This window comes from Vineibacter terrae (assembly GCF_008039615.1).
Taxonomy (GTDB): Bacteria; Pseudomonadota; Alphaproteobacteria; order Reyranellales; family Reyranellaceae; genus Vineibacter; species Vineibacter terrae.
In genome coordinates, this window is sequence record NZ_VDUZ01000001.1 from 1 (window position 1) to 19,267 (window position 19,267).

The window sequence follows — 19,267 nt, forward strand, 5'->3', positions numbered from 1 at the left end:
TTCGACAGGCTCAGGAGATCCCTCTCCTGAGCCTGTCGAAGGGGCGCTCGGGATGACAGTTGCCACAAGGAAGGGATGCGCCCTCCCCTACGGCACGGACATCCCCTTCTTCACGGCCGGGCGCTGGCCCATCTGGTCGTACCAGCGCCGCACGTTGGGGAACTCGGCCAGGTCGATCTTGTGCCATTCATGCCGCGCCGCCCAGGGATAGGTGGCGATGTCGGCGATGCTGTACTCGGCGCCGCCGCACCACTCGACCGCGCCCAGACGCTTGTCGAGCACGCCGTAGAGCCGCCGCGTCTCGTCGCTGAAGCGCTTGATCGCATACGGCACCTGCTCTGATGCGAAGCGCACGAAATGATGCGTCTGCCCCAGCATCGGGCCGAACCCGCCCATCTGCCACATCAGCCACTGGATGGCATCGAAGCGCCTGGCACGATCGGCCGGCAGGAAGCGGTTGGCCTTGTCGGCGAGGTACAGCAGGATCGCGCCCGACTCAAAGCAGGCATAGGGCTGGCCGCCCGGGCCATCGGTGTCGACGATGCCGGGGATCTTGTTGTTCGGGCTCACCTTGAGGAAGTCGGGCGTGTACTGCTGGTTCTTGGTGATGTCGACCTTGTGCACGCTGTAGGGCAGTCCGCACTCCTCCAGCATGATGCTGATCTTGCGCCCGTTCGGTGTCGCCCAGGTATAAAGCTCGATCATCCTTCCCCCGTTGGCCATCGTCCTGTGGATGAAGCCGACACTAGGCCATCCTCCAGGCGCGCGCCACCCGCCAGCTTTCTCACCTCTCCCGCATGCGGAAGAGGTCGACGGGCGCGCAAGCGGCCGTCGGGTGAGGGCCTCACACACGGCACCTCGTCCTTGGCCCCTCACCTTCCCATTGCGCTTCGCGCAATGGGCCCCTTCCTCTCCCGCACGACGGGAGAGGAGATCGAGGTGCTCAAGGACACGTGTCGGCCACGCGGCGCCGGAACGGCGGCGTGGTGTCGGACAGCGTGCTCAGGAAGGCGATCAGGTCGTCGGTCTCGCCGGCATCCAGCCGCAGCGGCTTGAGGATGCGCTCGCCGTCGGCATGCAGGCGGTCCTCGTTCAGCTCGGAATAGTGCCGCACCACGTCGCGCAGGTCGGCCAGCGCGCCGTTGTGCATGTAGGGCGCGGTGCGCGCCACGTTGCGCAGCGACGGCACCTTGAACTCGCCGAAATTGCGGTGCTGCAGCTCGACATGGCGCGTGCGCAGGCGCGTCGCGCCGCCGGGATCGTCGTTGTAGGGCCCCAGCAGGTTGAAGGCGCTGCCCCGCACCTGGCGGATGCCCTCATGGCGGCCGGAATCGACACCGCCGCGCGCCAGGAAGAACGGCACGCCGATATCGGCGAACTCGCCGTTGGTGAACAGCGGCCCGACATGGCATGTCGAGCAGCTGCCCTTGCCGATGAAGATCCGCAGGCCGCGCAGCGCATCCTGCGGGTAGCGCGCCATGGCGGCGGCATCGCCGCGCGCCAGCGCGTCGCGGAAATCGTCGAACGGCGTGCGGCCGCTGACCAGCGTCTCCTGGAACGCGGCCAGGGCCTTGCCGGTGGCGATCAGCAAGCCGGTGTCGTCCATGGACGATGGCGCCTGGCCGAACACCTGCCTGTAGCGGCAGGCGAGATCCGCGTCGCCCCGTACCCGCGCCGCGACCTGGGCCGCGGAGCCGCCCATCTCGCGCGGCTCCAGCAGCGGCCGCAGGCTCTGCGACCACAGCGAATCGTGCCCCCCGCCCCAGCCGAACCAGCGTTGCAGGCCGACATTCCACAAGGCCGGCGTGTTGCGATCGAGCGTCGCCTTGCCGACGCCGCGCGCGAAGCCGTCGCTCCAGTCGCGCGCCGGATCGTGGCACCAGTCGCAGGCCATCGCGCCGTCGCCCGAGAGCCGGCGGTCGAAGAACAGGCGCTCGCCCAGGGCGATCGCCGCTGGCTGGCCGGAGACGCGGTTGCTGGGATCATGCGGCGGCGCCGGCGGCCATGGCCCGTGCGCCAGGACGCGCCGCGTCTCGGCCTCGCCGAGCATGGGCGCCTGCGCGACGGCCGGTGCCGCCAGCAGGATGCCGGCCGCCGCGGCCAGAGTGGCGAGCAGCGCCCGCATCACTCGATCTGCAGGTCGTCGGCCAGGCGCTCGACCCGCGCGCCGGCACGCAGCTCGACGGTCAGGCGCCAATGGCCGGGCATGTGGAACAGCAGGCCTTCAACGCGATAGCGGCCGTCGCCATGCGCGCTGACGCTGGGGCGGTAGTTCATGCCGTGGCGATGCGCCGGCATCTCGGCATCGACGGCGAGCGTGTCCACGTCTGCCGCGCCGGCGGCGGCGCACACCGCCAGCTCGATCGCAAAGGGCGCCCCGACGGCAACATCACGCGGCTCGGTGCGATAGGCCACGGCATAAGCCGGGGCGCGCAGCACGCGCACGGCCTCCCCGGCCAGCGACGGCTGGCATGCCTGCGCGGCGGCTGCGGCCGCGAGAACGGTAAGCACCCCGGCGCCGACGACGGGCAAGCCCATGGGCCGGCCGGCACCCGCAAGCGTCATCGCCCGTCCATCATGCGGCCGAGCAGCGCCTCGCCGTTGCGCCAGGCGATGCGCTCGGCAAGGTCCTTGGGCAGGTCGGCCAGCCAGGCGCGCGAGAAGTTGGCGTGCTCGCCGATATAGTGCCAGCGTTCCGGCGTGAAGGTGTCCGTGCCGACCATGAAGCGGTCGGGAAACGCCTCGAACACCGCACGCCAGGCAGCATCGACCTTGCCGCCGGTGGCGTGGTCGCTGCGAAACGCCAGGTCGCACCACAGATGGCGGTGCCTGGCCAGCATCTCGCGCACGGCCTCGGGCCGCGCGAAGCCGGCATGGGCCCACAGGATCCGGGCCTGCGGATCCTGGAGGAACAGCCGGTCGACCGCATCGGCATCCGAATGCGCGTGCAGGAACAGCCGGTGCTGGCGGGCCAGCTCCACCAGACGCCGCACCACCGGCAGGTCGGCATCGGCGCCGTAGACATGGAACTCGCCGATCGCGGCGTAGCGATATTTCTTCAGGCGCTCCTCGACATAGGCGAGCACCGTCTCATCGCGCATCCAGGTGCCGATCTCACCGCGCGTGCGGTAGGGCCGCAGCTCGGGCACAATGAGGTCGGGCGCGGCCGCGAGCAGGCGCTGGGTGCCGTCGTCGTTGGAGCTCGACACCATGGCGCGCTTCAGCCCGGCCTGGCGCAGGATCGCGATCGCCTCCTGCGGCGGCACGCTTTCCCAGGCATCGTGGCTGTAGTGCAGGTGCGCATCGAAGATCGGCAGGATATCGGCGGCGCCGGCGGGGGGCGCCGCCAGCACCGACAGCGCAAGCCCCATGGCGGCAAGGAGTCGCATCGTGAGCCCCCATTCGATCGACGCGGCATGGTCGGCGCACAGTAGCATGGAACCCGGTCATACCATGTCGTTCACGATACGAGAGCAGCAGAGGAGCCGACCATGGACCGCCAGACCGCCGAGCTGAACGCCAAGGCGCAGATGACATCCGGGCCGCTGATCGCTGCCGACAAGGTCGAGGGCACCCATGTCTACAACCCGGCCGGCGAGAAGCTCGGCTTCGTCGACCATGTGATGCTCGACAAGGTCTCCGGCCGTGCGGTGTACGCCATCATGGCGTTCGGCGGCTTCCTCGGCATCGGTGAGAAGTTCCACCCGCTGCCCTGGAGCGAGCTCAAGTACGACGACAGCAAGGGCGGCTACATCGTGAACCTCGACAAGCGCCGGCTGCAGGACGCACCGGCTCATGCCGGCACCGACTTCGAGTGGACGGAGGAATATGGCCGCAGCGTTGACAAGTACTACGGCGCGCGCTCGTACTGGGATTGAAGCTTCCAGCCGTCGGCATGCGATCGCCGCCGGCACCTGTTCCCAGGGCAATCCAGTGCTGGGAATCGCAGGTTGCTGATACATCCGTCATCCCGAGCGCAGCGAGGGATCTCCCGCGTGGGACGCACAGTGCGCCATTCGCGGGAGATCCCGCTGCGCTCGGGATGACGGTCGCGATCCACCTTCCACCGATTCCCAGCACTAGCAATCCGGGTTGTCGAGCACCTGCCGCAGCGCCGCCAGCAGCAATTGCGGCGGGTATGGCTTGTCGAGAAACGGCCGGCCGGCGTGATGGGCGGGAAGGATGCTGCGGTTGTGGCCGGACACGATCACGAACGGCACCCCCGCTGCGTCCAGCGCATCGGCCACAGGAAAGGATTTCTCACCCTGTAGGTTGAGGTCGAGGATGGCCGCGTGCGGCTGCCACGCGCGTACCTTGTCCACGGCTTCGTCAACCGAAGCCGCAACGGCCAGATGCCGGCACCCTACGTCCCGCAGAACATCTTCATGGAGTATCGCCATAAGGATCTCGTCCTCGACGATCAGAACGCGGCATTCCTCCAGGTTGGGCATCGATGGCTCGGCTTCCATTCCTCTTTCGGGGCTTGATGATGCCATAGCAAGGGCATGGATGTCGGCTGTTCCCGACGGCTGACAATCGCGGATACCGCGCGCGGCGCCGGTAGCCCCTCGACGGCAACGCCTTGCCTGCCCCGGGGTTCCCCGGGCGGCCGATACCATGTTGCCGGGTCGGCAGGAAAGCGCATAGGGGCGCAACCAATCCGCAGGGGCGACGTTTGCGAGCATAGGCTGCAAATGGCGTCAGGTGCCATGGCCAACCGGATTGACGGATGACGCGATGGTTCCCGTGTCTGAGGGTCTGTTCCTCAAGCTGCCGGCAGGCCCCGCTTGCGAGCGGTGCGGCGGCCGCACCTATGTCGCCGCTATCGAGCCGCATCCCCGGAAACAGCGGCGGACGCGCCATACGTTCGAATGCCCGCAGTGCTATCACCTCACGAAAGTGGTGGTCACCGTCCGCGGACAGCCTCTCGACGAGCTGGCCAGGATGAACCAGTTTGTGGCCAACGCCTCGTTTCGCATCGAGCGCCAGACCACGCTGATCCGCCGCTTGCGGCATCTGGGCCGCGACGTGACGCGGGCGGAAGCCCTGCTCGAGGTTCTGCAGGAATCCCGTGATGCCTTGGTACGATACCGCGACCACGTCGCGAGCTCGCTCTGCGAGCGCCCGGGCCTCGATGAAGCTGGCGCCATATAGACGGAACACCGGCCGCTCGCTTGGGCCACGATACGTTCAGGCCAGGACGAGGACAGCGATCAACAGCATCACGATCAACGGACCGCCCAGCATTCCGGCGTAGTCCGCCACCCCCAGGTCGGCAGGGCATTCGCATATGACCTCGCTGTCATCCCGAGCGCCCCCTTCGACAGGCTCAGGAGAGGGATCTCCTGCGGCAAGGCGCACGGTGCGCCATTCGCGGGAGATCCCTCGCTACGCTCGGGATGACGGTAGGGGCATATGCGAATGCCCTGCCCAGGTCGGGGACGCCGGATCATCGCCAGACCTCCCCCCTGCCGAACGGTCCTCCGGCAGATTCTCGTGCGTCATGCGCATCCCCGTTTCAGTGGCGCGCTGACACCCGATACGAGGCATAGGCAGCCCGGCGGCGCCCTTCCTTGAGGCGCGCGAACCGCACGAAGCCTCTGATCGCCCGTTTCGCCGACTCGAGGTCGGCTGCCGACGGCTCGGGCCCACCGTGGCGCAGCGCCTGCCGCAGGTCGAGCAGCCGCTGCCGCTCCTCGCCATATGCGAACCGATCCGGCGCCCATTCCAGCCAGGCATCGACGGCTGCCTCGGCCTGGGCAATGGATCGGATCTTGTCCGGACCCGCGCCGACGCCCCACGGCGTGGGGCGCATGAACTGTCCTCTTTCGGACATGGCGGCTTTCCCTTCTGTCGCGGCGCATCGGTCGTGCGCCGGCATATGAATGTGCACACGCAGCGCGGCCGCAGTCACAAAGGCGCGCCCGTGGCGAAAATGAATGATGTGGTAGTTGCAGATCACAGCCGTGCTCAACGAGCGAACGACAAACGATCGTGGCGTTGCGCGCCGCTAGGCACGTCAACAGGCCGGGACTTTGCACCGGTCAAACGACGGAGACAAGGTCCAGCGGACCGTCCCGCCGCATTTTGTGAAAGCCCCCCGCCGATCGAGCCGACGGCGGCAGATGCAGCCTATGGCACCGTTGCCGGCGCCACCCGCCAGACGGCATTGCCGACGTCGTCGGCGACCAGCAGGGCGCCGGCGCCGTCGATCACGGCACCGACCGGACGGCCCAGCGCATCGTCCTGGTCGAGGAAGCCCGTCAGGACGTCGACCGGCGGTCCCGACGGCCGCCCGTCGGCGAACGGCACGAAGATCACCTTGTATCCGCTGCGCGGCTTGCGGTTCCATGAGCCGTGCTGGCCGATGAACGCGCCGCTTCTGTAAGCTGGCGGCAGCAGGCTGCCGCTGGAGAACGCCAGCCCCAGCGATGCCGTGTGATTGCCCAGCGCGTAGTCGGGCGCGATCGCCTTGGCCACCAGCTCCGAGTTCTGCGGCGTGACCCGCGCGTCGACGTGCTGGCCCCAATAGCTGAACGGCCAGCCGTAGAAGCCGCCCTCCTTCACCGAGGTCAGGTAGTCGGGGACGAGGTCGCTGCCCAGCTCGTCGCGCTCGTTCACCACGGTCCACAGCACACCCGTCTGCGGCTGCCAGGCCATGCCATTGGGATTGCGCAGGCCGGACGCGAACACGCGCAAGCGCCGCGTCGCAAGATCGACCTCCAGGATCGCGGCCCGGCTCACCTCGGCGTCGAGGCCATTCTCGCCCACGTTGCTGTTGGAGCCGACAGTGACGTAAAGGCGGCTTCCATCCTGGCTGGCGATCAGGTTCTTGGTCCAGTGGTGGTTCCGCGGACCGGCCGGCAGGTCGACGACCTTCTCGCCCGGCGCGTCGATCCCGGTAGCGCCCGTGGCGTAGGGAAAGCGCAGGATGGCGTCGGTATTGGCGACGTAGAGATCCTGGCCCACCAGCGCCATGCCGAAGGGCGAGTTCAGCCCGGCGATGAACACCGTCTTCGTCTCGGCAACGCCGTCATGGTCCGCGTCGCGCAGCAGCGAGATGCGGTTGGCGCTCGCGACGCCGGCGCCGGCCCGCTCCTGCACCATCCGCGATGCCCAGCCGCGGATGCCGCCGCCTTCCTGCGGCCGCTGCGGCGCATTCGTCTCGGCAACCAGGACATCGCCGTTGGGCAGGACATGGAGCCAGCGCGGATGGTCGAGGCCGGCGGCATAGGCCTTCACCGACAGCCCCGGCGCCGGCATCGGCGCGACGCCGGGCGGCCAGCCTTTGGCGGTGGCGATGTGCACTGTCGGGACCAGGGAGGTCGTGGGCTGCGGCAGTGTCGGGTTCGGCCCCACCGACGCCTCGTCCGGCAGCGTCGCCGTGTCGCCGGACAGCAGGAAAACAGCCGCGGCACCGCCGATCAGCATGACGGCGGCCACGGTCAACAGGATCCTTGCGATCGCTTTCATCGACGCTCCCGCTCCAGCGCCAGCTTCATGCGCCGCGCGATTCAACGGGATCGCAGCGCGCCGGTTCCGATAGGATGGACGATCCGATCGCGCGCGCCCCGATCGCACGCATCATCCCGTGCGACCATCCGATGAGCAAGGCAGGGAACATGGCGGATTACGAGTCCGGTGCCGCAGCGGCAGCACCCCCACCCGGCGTCACCCGCACGGCGCTCTTCCTGGGCTTCCTCAAGATCGGCCTGCTGGGCTTCGGCGGCGTGGCGCCATGGGCGCGCCACGTGATCGTCGAGGAGCGCCGTTGGCTCAGCGAGAAGGAATACGCCGCCATCCTGGGCATCGGCCAGGTGCTGCCAGGCCCCAACACCATGAACGCGGCCGTGATGATCGGCGATCGCTTCCATGGCGCGCCGGGCGCCATGCTGGCGCTGCTGGCCATGATGGCGATGCCGCTGGTGATCCTGGTCGTTCTGGCGTCGCTCTACGCCTCGTTCGCGACCGTCCCTGACGTGCGGATCGCGGTCGAGGCGGCGGCGTCGGCCGCCGCCGGCCTGGTGATCGGCACGGCCGTGAAGATGGCGGTGAAGCTCAAGCCGACGCGGCTGGCCCTGCTGGTGGGCCTGCTCGCCTTCGCCGCCGTCGGGCTGGCGCGGCTGCCGCTGCTGCCGACGGTGATCGTGCTGGCGCTGCTGAGCGTCGCCGGCGCGGTGTGGGAGCGCCGGGCGTGAAGGACGACCTGCTGCTGCAGATGGCCGTGGCCTTCGCCACGCTGTCGCTGGTGTCGATCGGCGGTGCCAATGCCGTGGTGCCGGAGCTGCACCGCCAGGTCGTCGACCAGCTCGGCTGGATGGACGGCGCGACCTTCACCCAGCTGTTCGCGATCGCCCAGGTCGCGCCGGGTCCGAACGTGCTGGTGGTCAGCCTGATCGGCTGGCACATGGCCGGGCCGGCCGGCCTCGCCGTGGCCACCACCGCCATCATGCTGCCCTCCTCGGTGCTCGCCTTCGCCGCCGGCCGGCTGGTGGCGCGCTGGTCGCACACGCGCTGGATCGAGATCGCCAAGGCAGGCCTCGTGCCGGTGGCCGTCGGGCTGATCCTCGCCAGCGGTGTCGTGATGGCGCAGGCCGCGGACCACGACGCGCTTGGTGTCATGATCACCGTCGCCGCGGCCGGCTTCATCGTCCTGAGCGACCGCAATCCCCTCTGGGCCCTGGCGACGGCGACAGCCGTCGGCGTCGCCTGCTTCAGGCTGGGCCTGTCCGCCTGACCACCGCGCGACGCAACCCTGGACCGGCATGGGCGTAGTCCTGGTGGAGGGCGTTTCTCCCCCCGGGGCCACCCCCCGCGCCCTCCGACCCGCAAGCCCTGCCCCGCCGGCGCCTGCGTCGGCGGGGCCTTTGTTGCAACGCTGACCCGCGAGAAGCGTTGTCCTGGCGGTTGCGGTGCTTCACGTGAGGGACGACGCCATGGCACGACCCACTTGGCAAGGACATCTGAAGCTCTCGCTCGTCACCTGTCCGGTGGCGCTCTACAAGGCCACCTCGGCCGCGCACGACGTCCATTTCCACCTTGTGCACCCCAGGACGCACAACCGCATCAAGATGGTGACGGTCGATCCCGAGCTCGGCGAGGTGCCACGCTCCGAGCTTGTAAAAGGCTATGAATTCAAGAAGGGGCAGTATGTCCTGCTCGACAGGAAGGACTTCGCTTCGGTCAGGCTCGAGTCGACACGCACCATCGACATCCAGGAGTTCGTGCCGCTCGACTCGATCGACCGGATCTACTGGGACGAGCCCTACTACCTGTTCCCCAGCGGCAAGACGGGCATCGAGGCCTTCGGCGTCATCCGCCAGGCGATGCAGACGCAGGAACGGGTTGCGCTGGGCCGTCTGGTGGTCAGCACCCGCGAGCGCGTGTGCGCCATCGAGCCACGCGGCGAGGCCATGCTGCTGACCACGCTGCGTGCCCATGACGAGGTCCTGGCGATGGAGGACGTCGGCGGCAATATCAAGGTGCCCAGGCTCGACAGGCAGACGCTCGACATCGCGGCGAGGATCATAGAGCAGCAGGCCGGCGAGTTCGACCCGTCGCACTTCACCGACCGCTACGAGGAGGCCGTGCGCGCGCTGATCGCCGAGAAGCGCAAGGGCAAGCCCGTCCGGGTCAGCGAGCCGGATGAAGATGCCGGCGACGGCAAGGTCATCAACCTGATGGATGCCTTGCGCCGCAGCCTGGAGGGCGGCCACGGCAGCGACGACAACAAGCAGCGCGCCGGCAAGCATCTGCAGGCCCATGCCCGCGCCAGGCGCGCCCCGTCCAGGAAGCGGGCATCCAGGCCGCGAACGCGCCGCAAGGCGGCGTGAGGTGCGGCCGGCCCTGCGATGATGCCGCTAGGACGGCTTCACCTCGTGTTGCGACCGTGCGAACTGCACGAAGCCCTTGATCGCCAGCTTGGCCGACTGCAGGTCGGCGGGCGACGGATACGGGCCGCTGTTGCGCAAGATCTGGCGCAACGCGAGGATGCGCTCGCGCTCCTCGCGGTGCTCCAACCGGTCCGGCGTCCGGGCAAGCCACGCCGCCACGGCGCTTTCTGCCTGCGATACGGACTCCAGGTGCTCCGGCCCTCCGCCGATCGCCCAGCGGGCCGGCCGCACAAATCGGCCGCGTTCGAGCATGGTGAGCTCCCGACAGCTTGGGTGACGTGGATCTGGGCATTGGATTGTGGCGGGTACGGGGCATCGACAAGTGAAAACAATCGTGAAGATTGAAAGGAGCACGATCATGGCGCCAACCGATCGACAGCTCAGCCAGCAACGGGCGATCGTCACGGGCGCAAGCTCGGGCATCGGCGCGCAGATCGCCCGGGTGTTCGCACGCGCCGGCGCCACGGTCGGCGTGAACTATCGCGGCGCCGCCGCGGCCGCCGACGCGACCCTGCGCGAGGTCCGCGATGGCGGCGGCCAAGCAATGGCGCTGCCCGCCGATGTCTCGAAGGAAGAGGATGCGCGCCGGATGTTCGATGACTTTGCCGGCCGGTTCGGCGGCGTCGACATCCTGGTCGCCAATGCCGGGCTGCAGAAGGATGCGGCGGCCGCCGAGATGACACTCGAGGCCTGGCGCACGGTGATCGACATCAACCTCACCGGCCAGTTCCTCTGCGCCCGCGAAGCGGTCCGGCGCTTCCTGGCGCAAGCCCCGCCCCCGCAGGGCCGCGCCCGCGGCAAGATCATCTGCATGAGCTCGGTGCACGAGGTCATCCCCTGGGCGGGCCACATCAATTATGCCGCCTCCAAAGGCGGCGTGATGCTGATGATGAAATCGCTCGCCCAGGAAGTCGCCGACAAGAAGATCCGCGTCAACGGCATTGCGCCGGGAGCGATCCGCACGCCCATCAACGAAGCGGTCTGGTCGGATCCGGCCGCCATGGCGGCGCTGCTCAGGCTCATCCCTTACGGCCGCATCGGCGAGCCCGACGATGTCGCCCGCGCAGCCCTCTGGCTCGCTTCGGACGACTCGGACTACGTCACGGGCACGACCCTGTTCGTCGACGGCGGCATGACGCTTTACCCCGCCTTCCGCGACAACGGCTGACGCCATGCACAATGCCGGTTGCCGGACGGAGGAACAATGGCTCCCCGAAGAGCATTGCAGCTGCAGCCGTCGGAGGTCGCGGCTGGGGCAGGCCCGCGGAACCGATCGGAGAAGAAAGGTCGATGATGGCAGGTCATGCCGGTGACGGACTGGTCGGCAGCCGTGTCCTGGTCGTCGAGGACGAGTTCATCCTCGCCTGGGATGTCGAGCGCGAGCTGTACGCCGCCGGTTGCGCCAGCGTGAAGCTGGTCACACTGGTGCCCGAAGCGCTGCAGGAGCTGCAATACTGGCGCCCGGACGTCGTTCTGCTCGACCTCAGGCTGAGGGACGGCCGCTCCTCGATGCCGATCGCCGATACCCTGGACGAGCGTGCGATCCCCTTCGTGATCCTCACCGGCCAGTCGCCGGACGCCGTTTCCGAACGCCACCGCGACCGGCCCTTCCTGCTCAAGCCATGTCCCACCGATACTGTCGTCGCGACCCTGCGGCAGGCTCTGCAAGGCCGACGCACCACGACGACGCCAGGACAGGCTTGAATCCGATGCCGCGGAACGTAGGATGCTCGCGTGCGTTTTCGGGGCATGCTCTTGCCCAATATACGGGGAGCTGTTTCTTGGGGCGTTCAGATCCTCCGCGCGCAAATGCCGGATCGGCGACATCCGACGGCAGCGACGCCGAGGTTCGCTACCGCGGCATCTTCGACAACGTCCCCATCGCCGTTTGGGAAGAAGACTTCTCCGCGGTGCTCGACCTTCTCGACGAGATCCGTGCCGAAGGCGTCGTCGATCTGAGCGCCTATTTCGCGGCACGGCCGGACCGGCTGGCGGACGCGATCCGTCGGGTTCGCGTCACGGACGTCAATGATTTCAGCCTCGGCATGTTCGGCACACGGCACAAGGAGTCGCTGCTGGGCTCGATTGCCGACGTCCTGCTGCCCGAGACCGGGGCGGCCCTGATCGACCAGCTCGTCGCGCTGTGGACCGGACAGCGGCGCGTCGAGAGCGAGACCGTGCTGCGGACCCTGACGGGGCAGCGCCTGGACGTGATCCTGACCGTCGCCTTCGAAGGCGCGCGCGCCCAGCGCACGCTGGCCAGCATACTCGATATCACGGCGCGCAAGGCAGCCGAGCGATCGGCCCAGCTGCTGGCCGCGATCGTCGAATCCTCCGAGGATGCGATCATCAGCAAGGACCTGAACGGCGTCATCACCACATGGAACAGGGGCGCCGAGCGGCTGTTCGGCTACACGGCCGAGCAAGCCGTAGGCAGGTCGATCGCGATCCTCATCCCGCCCGACCGCCAGGCCGAGGAAACCACGATCCTCGACCGTATCCGCCGGGGCGAGCGGATCGACCACTTCGAGACCATCCGCCGACGCCGGGACGGCAGCCTGCTGCACATCTCCCTCGGCGTCTCGCCGGTCAAGGACGGCAATGGCCGCATCGTCGGTGCTTCCAAGATCGCGCACGACATCACCGAACGCAAGCGTGCCCAGGAACAGCAGACCCTGCTGGTGCGCGAGATGAGCCACCGCATCAAGAACCTGTTCGCCGTCACCAACAGCGTCGTGGCGCTCAGCGCCCGCGCCGCGCGCACACCGACGGAGATGGCCGAGGCCATCCAGGGCCGGCTGAGCGCGCTCACGCGCGCCCACGACCTGACGCGGCCCGGTTTGATCGTCACCCCGGATGCCATCACCCGCGACACCACCCTGCACGCGATCATCCATACCGTGCTGTCGCCCTATGTCGACGCGCGGCGCGAGGAAGAGCGGACGCGGGTGGTCGTCAACGGGCCGGACGTGCCGGTCGGCACCAATGCGATCACCAGCCTGGCGCTGATCCTGCACGAGTTCGCGACCAACGCCGCGAAATATGGGTCGCTCTGCCTGCCGACAGGCCGGGTCATGATCGACTGCGCCCTCGATGGCGGCGACGAGCTGCGGTTGACCTGGCAGGAGAGCGGTGGGCCGGCGCTGCAGGAGCCGCCGGGCGGCGAAGGCTTCGGCGGCCAGCTGGCGCGCCGGATCGTGACCGGCCAGTTCGGCGGCAGCGTGGCCTGGGAGTGGCAGCCGGACGGGCTGACCATCCGGCTGATGCTGCCCGCCTCACGCCTGGCGGGGTGACGCCTCAGCGCACCGTGGCGGCGGTCTGCCCGAACAGGATGCGGCGCTCTTCTTCGCTGTGCACGGTCTGCGGCCGGCGCAGCTCGGCGCCGGCCTCCTTGCCTCTGCGCACTGCCGGCCGCTGGCCCATCGTGTCACTGAACCAGCGCCGCAGGTTCGGGAACTCGTCCAGATTCTGCTTGAAGTTCTTGTAGGGCAGCACCCACGGCCAGATCGCCATGTCGGCGATCGAATAGGCGCCGGCGACGAATTCACGGTCGGCCAGCCGCTTGTCGAGCACGCCGAGCAGGCGGCCGACCTCGTTGGTGTAGCGGTCCTGGCCGTAGGTCAGCTTCTCGACCGGGTTGAACTGCGGCGCATAGACGTTGAAATGCGTCGCCTGGCCGGCCATCGGCCCCAGGCCGCCCATCTGCCAATTCACCCACTGCAGCACCTCGTACTTGCCACGCAGGTCACTCGGCATGAACTGCCCGGTCTTCTCGGCGAGGTACTGCAGGATGGCGCCCGACTCGAAGACCGCGACCGCATCGCCGCCACCCGGCGGCGCATGGTCGACGATGGCCGGCATGCGGTTGTTGGGGCTGATCCTGAGGAACTCGGGCTTGAACTGCTCGCCGGCCCCGATATTGACCGGCACCAGCCGGTAGGGCAGCGCGCATTCCTCCAGCATGATGCTGATCTTCCAGCCGTTGGGCGTCGGCCAGTAGTAGAGGTCGATCATTCGCAGACTCCGGCATGGCGGGTGATTTGCGCGACTGTACCGCCCGCCCTGTCCGCGACTCAATCGCCTTCCCGGCGACCGCCCTCACGTCATCCCTCGCTGCGCCCGAAGTGTGTGACTTATGGCTCGCCTTGTCACCCCGAGCGTAGCGAGGGATCTCCTGCGGCACGGCGCACGGTGCGCTATTCGCAGGAGATCCCTCGCTCCGCTCGGGATGACAGAAAGGGCGGCAGCGCGGCGCTACGCCATAGGCGATCACCCTGCCCCTCCCGGAGGAAGGTCAAACGACAGCGTTGCTGCTGCTAGCCCGGCTGGAACGTCGCGATCGGGCGGATCTCCAGCGCGCCCGATGTGAGCCCGGCGGCGCTCCGCGGCGCTTCCAGCTGGCGTGCGATCGCGACCGCCTCCGCGTGCGAGGCGCAGTCCACGACATAGAAGCCCAGCAGCTGCTCCTTGGTCTCGGCGAAGGGGCCGTCCATCATCGCCGGCTCGCTGCCGGCGCGCAGCGTCGCGGCCGCGGTCGTGGGCATCAGGCGGGCTACCGGTCCCAGCTTGCCCTGCGCGCGCAGCCCAGCCTGCACCCGCGTCAGCTCCGCCATCATCGCGTCGTCCTGCGCCTTGGGCAGCGCCGAGGTCATGACCTCGGCATTGTAGCAAAGGATGGCATAAAGCATCGGGGTCTCGTCCTGACGGTGACCGGGTGGGCCGAATATCCCGCCGCCGGCCCGGCATCAAGCGGTCCACGCCAGGAATCGCATTGCAGATCGGTCGCGCTCCTGCACGGCAACTGGCGCTTCGGGCTGGTCGAATGGGAAGGACCCGTCGAGCTGTGGATCGCGCCGCTCCACGAGGTGCTGGGCAAACCGCCCCGTGGCCAGCGCAATCGTCAGCTCAACAGGCCCTTCGTTTCGCTCGAGACGAACACACCCCCGGCTCGACGGGCGCTTTCACCTCAGCGAAAGCCGCGTCGGCGCCTCTGCTCCACCGATGGCGCGGCGGAGCAGAGGCGCCGTCACCTTAGAAGGTAAGGACGGTGCCCATGATCACGGCCCAGGAATCAGCCTTCTCGCTCTTGGACTGACCCGAGCCCATGACGTACTGGAAGCCGCCGACAAGCTTGATGCCCGGCGACAGCGCGTAGTTGCCGCCGACTTCGAACATGTCGATCTTGTCCTTGCCGGCGCGGTTCTGCGCCGTGGTCGACGCCACCGACTTCTCGTTGTTGCGCCCGCCCCACCAGCCGGCCGACATCTGCCAGGGACCGGTCTCGTACATCAGGCTGGCGGCATACCAGCGCGTGGCGTTGTCGCCCTTCAGGCCGTTGTTGTCCCGGCCGATGCCGCCGCCGAGCGTGAAGCCGCCGTAGGCGACCTGCGCGCCGGTGGCCCAGCTCTTCCAGCGGCCGTTGGCATTGGCCGCCGCAGGGATGATGCCGCCGACGTTGTTGTTGGCGCCGCCGGCCGTGCCACGGTCGAAGCCGGCGTTGAAGTAGCCGCCGTACAGCGCCACCGACACGTCGCCGAACTTGTTGAGGTAGTTCACGCCGATGTCGAGCGCGTTATGCCACTCGTTGGAGTTCCTCGGGCAGTTGGTGAAGTTGCCGCCGCTCGTGCGCGAGGCGCACTGCGCGGCGCTCGCCGTGCCGTTGAACTCGGGCGTGTACGAGACGCCGATCTGCAGGCCGGCGATGCGCGGGGTGTAGTACGTGGCCTTGTTGGCGTCGCCGGAATTGGCGCCCATCGCCGCGCTCATGCCCGGTGTCACGGTGGCGGCACGGCCGGCGTTGTTCGAGGCCGTGAAGCCGTTGCCGCGATGGCCCATGTTGGGATCCTGGAAGCCCCAGCCCGTCAGCGCCGACGGCGCCGCATACACCATCCGGTACGACGCGTCGTTGAGGGCGCCGAACTCGACACGGCCCCAGTCGCCGAAGGCGAAGATGTATTCCTCGTCGATCTGGTCGTTGGTCGAGGTGGAGCCACCCCCCTGCGACCACGCCTCCAGCTCGATGCGCACGCCGACGGTCGTGCCGTTGTCGAGCTTGGTCTGGCCGGTGAACCAGATCTCGCCCTCGTATCGGAAGGTTTCCGGGCGATAGCTCGTGCCAGTCGTGCCGGAAACGTCACGGTCGATATGACCCAGCGTGATGAAGGCCTGGAAGTAGCCCTTCAGCTCAAGCTTGATCGGATCGGCGGCGAGTGCCGGAGCAGCGAGAACGGCACTCGAAAGCAACGCCGTCGAACCCAATAACGCGTATCTCATCTTCTATTAGCCCCCAACAGGACTCGCGCTGCGAACGCAGCGCCCCTATGACGATGCAAGGAGTCCCCGGCGGAGCCCCTTGCGCTCGTCGCTACACGATGCGTGTTACCACTTTATTGAAGAGGCACAACGGCAACTAACGCCGCGCCCCCACGGCCCGCTCCGGAAGATTGAATCCGGCGGCGCGCAAACGCTGCTCGAGCTGCGGGATGGCCGCGGCGGCACGCTCATTCGTGCAATCATTCAGCGCTGTCACCGTCTGCAGGCTGGCGCTGGTGTTCGCCGAGCCGGCGTACCGGCTCTGCAAATTCGCCAGCTTCTTGCAGTAGGCAGCATCATCGGATTCGACTGTGACATTTTGCGCGATCGCCGGCGCAGCCACGAAGGCAAGGCAGAGCGCCAGGCCGGCTGCTGTCACGCGATGTGACATAGGTCCTCCACCGTAACTGAGTGTTCATCGCTCAGGTAACGGCGCTCACATAGTGCGCCACTTTTCCGCCGCAAGACCGCCACAGTGGAAAATTTGTATTGGTGAGGATGAGATAATCTCAAGGATCGGGACACGGCGTACGTGTCCTCTCGCCACGCGAACAACCGCGACGTTTGCGCGCGCCCTGCCCGTTTTGTGTGCAATCGCGGCCATCCCGCCGCTCAGTTGATCACCGCCTGGTACACCATCTCGCGCATCAGGTAGCGATAGGGCAGACGGCTCGCCGGTGCCTGCATCATCAGGATGGCGAACAGCTTCTCCTTCGGATCGATCCAGAAATAGGTGCCGTAGGCGCCGCCCCAGAAATAATCACCGGCCGAGCCGTGCAGCGGATTGCGTCCGGCCTCGGTGCGCACGGCGAAGCCGAGCCCGAAGCCCTGCCCCATCTCGGGACTGGGCAGCAGCGCCTGGAAAGCCGGCCACATGTCGGCGCCGATCGCCGTGCCCGGCGGCAGGTGGTCGGCCGTCATCAGCTCGACCGTCTTGCGCGACAGCAGGCGCACGCCATCGAGCTGTCCGCCATTGAGCCAGAACTGGCAGAAGCGCGCGTAGTCGGCCGCGGTCGACACCATGCCGCCGCCGCCCGACTTCCATTTCAGGTCGGCGGTGACGGGCGGGATCGGCGGCGCCTGGCCCGATGCCGGATCCTTCTGCGGCAGGGCGGCGCGATCCTGCTTGGCGGCGTCGGCGGAGAAGCCGGTGTCGGGCATCTTCAGCGGCCGGGTGATGCGCTCGGCGATGAAGCGGTCGAGCGGCATGCCGCTCACCACCTCCACGATGCGGCCCAGCACATCGGTCGACATGCCGTATTCCCAGGTCGTGCCCGGCTGATGCACCAGCGCCAGCTTCGCGAGCTTGGCCACCATCTCCTCGTTGCTCTGCCCCGGGTCCATCACCTTGGCGTCGGTATAGGCCTGTTTCAGCGGACCACGTCCGGCGGCGCCGTAGGTCAGGCCCGAGGTGTGGCGCAGCAGGTCGTGGACCGTCATCGCGCGCCGCACCGGCTCGCGCACCACCTCGACGCCGCCGTCGCTGCCCTTCTTCTCGACACCCACCTGCAGATCCTTGAACGCCGGCAGATAGAGCGACACGGGATGGGCGATCGACAGCTTGCCTTCCTCGGCCAGCATCATGACGGCCAGCGACACCACCGGCTTGGTCATCGAGGCGATGCGAAAGATCGCATCCGGCTTCATCGCTGCCCTGGCGTCCCGGTCGCGGAAGCCGAACGCCTCGAGGTAGCCGACCTTGCCATTGCGGCCGACCACGACCACGGCGCCCGGAATCTCGCCCTTGTCGACTCCGGCCTTCATCGCCGCCGACAAGCGTTTCAGCCGCTCGCCCGACAGGCCCACTTCTTCCGGCTTCGCAGCCGGCAGGCTCTGCGCCAGGGCCGGCGCCACACCGCTCAGCACGGCAATCATCGCCACGGCGAATACACGCATCACGCGCATGGTCCTTCCTTCCTCCCTCTCCTGCCTGGACGCCAGATTATGTACCGGCGCCATCGGCGTCACCCACCACGATTGCGCATGGTGTGCGATCTACACGAAGAACACCCGCTGCACGAACCAGAAGGTCCCCATCGCCGCGACCAGCACCGAGGCGAGCTGCGGCAGGCGGCGCAGGGCCGGCGGCCGGCTGGCCCACGCCAGCAGCGGCAGGAACACGGCGATGAACGCCACCTGCCCCAGCTCCAGCCCGGCATTGAAGCCAACCAGCGCTCTTGCCAGCGCGGCGCCGTCGAGGTGCAGCTCGGCGAGCGCGCCGGCGAAGCCCAGCCCATGCACCAGGCCGAAGCCGAAGGCCACCAGCCAGCGCCGCCACGCGCGGCCCGGCGATATCAGGTTCTCCACCGCCACCCAGACGATCGAGGCGGCGATCAGCGGCTCGACGATCCGGCCCGGCGCCGCCAGCAACCCGAGCGCCGCCAGGCTCAGCGTGATGCTGTGCGCCACGGTGAAGGCGGTGACGATCTTCACCACGCCCCAGAAGCAGCGGGTGTGCGCCAGCAGCGCGACCAGGAACAGCAGGTGATCGATGCCGCCGAGAATATGCTCGATGCCGAGCCAGACGAAGTCGGCCCAGCCGGCGCGCGCCGGCGCGGCGCCCGCAACCTCGACCGTGATCGTGCGCTGCCCTTCGCCCAGGATGCGCTCCTGGCTGGCCCCGGCGGCGCGGATCGAGAGGATCGTCTGATAATGCTCGCCGAACAGCGTGCGCCAGTCCTCGCGGATCGTCAGGCGGCGTGGCGGCGCCTGGCATGCCAGCGCCAGCTCGAGCTGCACCTTGCCGTCGCCGGCGCGCGTGCCCTGGAAGCGGATGCGGCCGGGCCGGCAAGGTGTGCCGTCAGCCTCGATCGTGATCGCCTCGCGCATGGCCTCGGCCAGGGCCTGGGCCATCGGCGGGTCGCCGTCGGCGGCCGCCGACAGCAGCCGCCCGCCGGCCTCGGGCATTTCCGGGGCGACGACGTCGAGCACATAGGTCAGGCGCTCGCCCTCGACCGACAATGTCGCCAGCCCGGTGCTGGTGACATGGGCGCCAGCCGGCGCGGCCACGAGCAGCCCGAGGACGAGGGTGAGCAGAACGCATGATCGCGCTGCAGCACCCC

22 protein-coding genes are annotated in these 19,267 nt (G+C 68.3%); 8 read left to right on the plus strand and 14 right to left on the minus strand.

What is annotated here, in order from left to right; translation table 11 throughout:
* Positions 1–87: 87 nt before the first annotated feature.
* From FHP25_RS00005 to FHP25_RS00020, 4 genes are all read right to left on the minus strand, one after another.
* A complete protein-coding gene (locus FHP25_RS00005; RefSeq protein WP_147844825.1) occupies positions 88–705 on the minus strand; it encodes a glutathione S-transferase N-terminal domain-containing protein in 618 nt (205 codons plus the stop codon).
* A gap of 238 nt (positions 706–943) precedes the next feature.
* Positions 944–2,125: a cytochrome-c peroxidase gene (locus FHP25_RS00010; protein WP_147844826.1), complete on the minus strand. Its 1,182-nt coding sequence runs from the start codon at positions 2,123–2,125 to the stop codon at positions 944–946.
* Positions 2,125–2,565, minus strand: a complete 441-nt coding sequence (locus tag FHP25_RS00015) for a FixH family protein (protein ID WP_147844827.1) — start codon at positions 2,563–2,565, stop codon at positions 2,125–2,127. Before FHP25_RS00015 ends, FHP25_RS00010 begins: the two co-directional genes overlap by 1 nt.
* A complete protein-coding gene (locus tag FHP25_RS00020; protein WP_147844828.1) occupies positions 2,562–3,389 on the minus strand; it encodes an amidohydrolase family protein in 828 nt (275 codons plus the stop codon). The genes FHP25_RS00015 and FHP25_RS00020 overlap by 4 nt, the downstream gene beginning before the upstream one ends.
* Before the next feature lie 102 nt (positions 3,390–3,491).
* On the opposite strand from FHP25_RS00020, the gene FHP25_RS00025 reads away from it, so the two are divergent.
* Positions 3,492–3,878, plus strand: coding sequence for a PRC-barrel domain-containing protein (locus tag FHP25_RS00025; RefSeq protein WP_231712158.1), 387 nt, complete (start codon positions 3,492–3,494; stop codon positions 3,876–3,878).
* Positions 3,879–4,079: 201 nt separating this feature from the next.
* Here the strand turns inward: FHP25_RS00025 and FHP25_RS00030 are convergent, their stop codons facing one another.
* Positions 4,080–4,451 carry a response regulator gene (locus FHP25_RS00030; protein ID WP_147844829.1) on the minus strand — a complete coding sequence of 124 codons (372 nt, stop codon included), beginning with the start codon at positions 4,449–4,451 and terminating at the stop codon, positions 4,080–4,082.
* Positions 4,452–4,737: 286 nt separating this feature from the next.
* On the opposite strand from FHP25_RS00030, the gene FHP25_RS00035 reads away from it, so the two are divergent.
* On the plus strand, positions 4,738–5,154 hold the full coding sequence (locus tag FHP25_RS00035; protein ID WP_147844830.1) for a hypothetical protein: 417 nt from the start codon (positions 4,738–4,740) through the stop codon (positions 5,152–5,154).
* Between the two features lie 364 nt (positions 5,155–5,518).
* On the opposite strand, the gene FHP25_RS00040 is transcribed toward FHP25_RS00035, so the two are convergent.
* Positions 5,519–5,962, minus strand: coding sequence for a hypothetical protein (locus FHP25_RS00040; protein WP_147844831.1), 444 nt, complete (start codon positions 5,960–5,962; stop codon positions 5,519–5,521).
* Between the two features lie 170 nt (positions 5,963–6,132).
* The gene (locus FHP25_RS00045; RefSeq protein ID WP_147844832.1) at positions 6,133–7,473 is read right to left on the minus strand and encodes a PQQ-dependent sugar dehydrogenase; all 1,341 of its coding nucleotides are present in this window, start codon (positions 7,471–7,473) and stop codon (positions 6,133–6,135) included.
* A 74-nt stretch (positions 7,474–7,547) separates the two neighbouring features.
* On the opposite strand from FHP25_RS00045, the gene FHP25_RS00050 reads away from it, so the two are divergent.
* From FHP25_RS00050 to ku, 3 genes are all read left to right on the plus strand, one after another.
* Positions 7,548–8,198 carry a chromate transporter gene (locus tag FHP25_RS00050; protein ID WP_218578103.1) on the plus strand — a complete coding sequence of 217 codons (651 nt, stop codon included), beginning with the start codon at positions 7,548–7,550 and terminating at the stop codon, positions 8,196–8,198.
* Complete coding sequence (locus FHP25_RS00055) at positions 8,195–8,737, plus strand: chromate transporter (protein WP_218578104.1); 543 nt, start codon at positions 8,195–8,197, stop codon at positions 8,735–8,737. The genes FHP25_RS00050 and FHP25_RS00055 overlap by 4 nt, the downstream gene beginning before the upstream one ends.
* Before the next feature lie 199 nt (positions 8,738–8,936).
* On the plus strand, positions 8,937–9,833 hold the full coding sequence (gene ku / locus FHP25_RS00060; protein ID WP_147844833.1) for a non-homologous end joining protein Ku: 897 nt from the start codon (positions 8,937–8,939) through the stop codon (positions 9,831–9,833).
* A 27-nt stretch (positions 9,834–9,860) separates the two neighbouring features.
* On the opposite strand, the gene FHP25_RS00065 is transcribed toward ku, so the two are convergent.
* Positions 9,861–10,145 carry a hypothetical protein gene (locus tag FHP25_RS00065; RefSeq protein WP_147844834.1) on the minus strand — a complete coding sequence of 95 codons (285 nt, stop codon included), beginning with the start codon at positions 10,143–10,145 and terminating at the stop codon, positions 9,861–9,863.
* 106 nt (positions 10,146–10,251) lie between these two features.
* On the opposite strand from FHP25_RS00065, the gene FHP25_RS00070 reads away from it, so the two are divergent.
* The 3 genes from FHP25_RS00070 (at position 10,252) to FHP25_RS00080 (ending at position 13,186) form a co-directional block, all read left to right on the plus strand.
* Positions 10,252–11,061 (plus strand): SDR family oxidoreductase, encoded by an 810-nt coding sequence (locus tag FHP25_RS00070; protein WP_147844835.1) that lies wholly within the window; start codon positions 10,252–10,254, stop codon positions 11,059–11,061.
* Positions 11,062–11,183: 122 nt separating this feature from the next.
* Positions 11,184–11,597, plus strand: coding sequence for a response regulator (locus FHP25_RS00075; RefSeq protein ID WP_178133172.1), 414 nt, complete (start codon positions 11,184–11,186; stop codon positions 11,595–11,597).
* A gap of 77 nt (positions 11,598–11,674) precedes the next feature.
* Positions 11,675–13,186, plus strand: coding sequence for a PAS domain S-box protein (locus FHP25_RS00080; RefSeq protein ID WP_218578105.1), 1,512 nt, complete (start codon positions 11,675–11,677; stop codon positions 13,184–13,186).
* 4 nt (positions 13,187–13,190) lie between these two features.
* Here FHP25_RS00080 and FHP25_RS00085 read toward each other — a convergent pair whose 3' ends face one another.
* The 6 genes from FHP25_RS00085 to FHP25_RS00110 all read right to left on the minus strand — a co-directional run bounded on the left by FHP25_RS00085 (position 13,191) and on the right by FHP25_RS00110 (position 19,214).
* Complete coding sequence (locus FHP25_RS00085; RefSeq protein ID WP_147844838.1) at positions 13,191–13,907, minus strand: glutathione S-transferase N-terminal domain-containing protein; 717 nt, start codon at positions 13,905–13,907, stop codon at positions 13,191–13,193.
* Between the two features lie 302 nt (positions 13,908–14,209).
* Positions 14,210–14,581 carry a YciI family protein gene (locus FHP25_RS00090; protein ID WP_147844839.1) on the minus strand — a complete coding sequence of 124 codons (372 nt, stop codon included), beginning with the start codon at positions 14,579–14,581 and terminating at the stop codon, positions 14,210–14,212.
* 343 nt (positions 14,582–14,924) lie between these two features.
* Positions 14,925–16,136, minus strand: coding sequence for a porin (locus FHP25_RS00095; protein ID WP_178133173.1), 1,212 nt, complete (start codon positions 16,134–16,136; stop codon positions 14,925–14,927).
* 166 nt (positions 16,137–16,302) lie between these two features.
* Positions 16,303–16,596, minus strand: a complete 294-nt coding sequence (locus FHP25_RS00100; RefSeq protein ID WP_147844841.1) for a hypothetical protein — start codon at positions 16,594–16,596, stop codon at positions 16,303–16,305.
* A gap of 221 nt (positions 16,597–16,817) precedes the next feature.
* Entirely contained in the window at positions 16,818–18,110 is a 1,293-nt protein-coding gene (locus FHP25_RS00105) for a serine hydrolase domain-containing protein (protein ID WP_218578106.1), read from the minus strand.
* A 90-nt stretch (positions 18,111–18,200) separates the two neighbouring features.
* A complete protein-coding gene (locus FHP25_RS00110; RefSeq protein WP_147844842.1) occupies positions 18,201–19,214 on the minus strand; it encodes a HupE/UreJ family protein in 1,014 nt (337 codons plus the stop codon).
* Positions 19,215–19,267: the final 53 nt, after the last annotated feature.

Excerpts from the sequence above, each read along its gene's own strand:
- FHP25_RS00005 (WP_147844825.1), bottom strand. The coding sequence starts at position 705 with ATGATCGAGCTTTATACCTGGGCGACACCGAACGGGCGCAAGATCAGC.
- FHP25_RS00010 (WP_147844826.1), bottom strand. The coding sequence starts at position 2,125 with ATGCGGGCGCTGCTCGCCACTCTGGCCGCGGCGGCCGGCATCCTGCTG.
- FHP25_RS00015 (WP_147844827.1), bottom strand. The coding sequence starts at position 2,565 with ATGACGCTTGCGGGTGCCGGCCGGCCCATGGGCTTGCCCGTCGTCGGC.
- FHP25_RS00020 (WP_147844828.1), bottom strand. The coding sequence starts at position 3,389 with ATGCGACTCCTTGCCGCCATGGGGCTTGCGCTGTCGGTGCTGGCGGCG.
- FHP25_RS00025 (WP_231712158.1), top strand. The coding sequence starts at position 3,492 with ATGGACCGCCAGACCGCCGAGCTGAACGCCAAGGCGCAGATGACATCC.
- FHP25_RS00030 (WP_147844829.1), bottom strand. The coding sequence starts at position 4,451 with ATGCCCAACCTGGAGGAATGCCGCGTTCTGATCGTCGAGGACGAGATC.
- FHP25_RS00035 (WP_147844830.1), top strand. The coding sequence starts at position 4,738 with ATGGTTCCCGTGTCTGAGGGTCTGTTCCTCAAGCTGCCGGCAGGCCCC.
- FHP25_RS00045 (WP_147844832.1), bottom strand. The coding sequence starts at position 7,473 with ATGAAAGCGATCGCAAGGATCCTGTTGACCGTGGCCGCCGTCATGCTG.
- FHP25_RS00050 (WP_218578103.1), top strand. The coding sequence starts at position 7,548 with ATGGACGATCCGATCGCGCGCGCCCCGATCGCACGCATCATCCCGTGC.
- ku (WP_147844833.1), top strand. The coding sequence starts at position 8,937 with ATGGCACGACCCACTTGGCAAGGACATCTGAAGCTCTCGCTCGTCACC.
- FHP25_RS00065 (WP_147844834.1), bottom strand. The coding sequence starts at position 10,145 with ATGCTCGAACGCGGCCGATTTGTGCGGCCGGCCCGCTGGGCGATCGGC.
- FHP25_RS00070 (WP_147844835.1), top strand. The coding sequence starts at position 10,252 with ATGGCGCCAACCGATCGACAGCTCAGCCAGCAACGGGCGATCGTCACG.
- FHP25_RS00075 (WP_178133172.1), top strand. The coding sequence starts at position 11,184 with ATGATGGCAGGTCATGCCGGTGACGGACTGGTCGGCAGCCGTGTCCTG.
- FHP25_RS00085 (WP_147844838.1), bottom strand. The coding sequence starts at position 13,907 with ATGATCGACCTCTACTACTGGCCGACGCCCAACGGCTGGAAGATCAGC.
- FHP25_RS00090 (WP_147844839.1), bottom strand. The coding sequence starts at position 14,581 with ATGCTTTATGCCATCCTTTGCTACAATGCCGAGGTCATGACCTCGGCG.
- FHP25_RS00100 (WP_147844841.1), bottom strand. The coding sequence starts at position 16,596 with ATGTCACATCGCGTGACAGCAGCCGGCCTGGCGCTCTGCCTTGCCTTC.
- FHP25_RS00105 (WP_218578106.1), bottom strand. The coding sequence starts at position 18,110 with ATGCGCGTGATGCGTGTATTCGCCGTGGCGATGATTGCCGTGCTGAGC.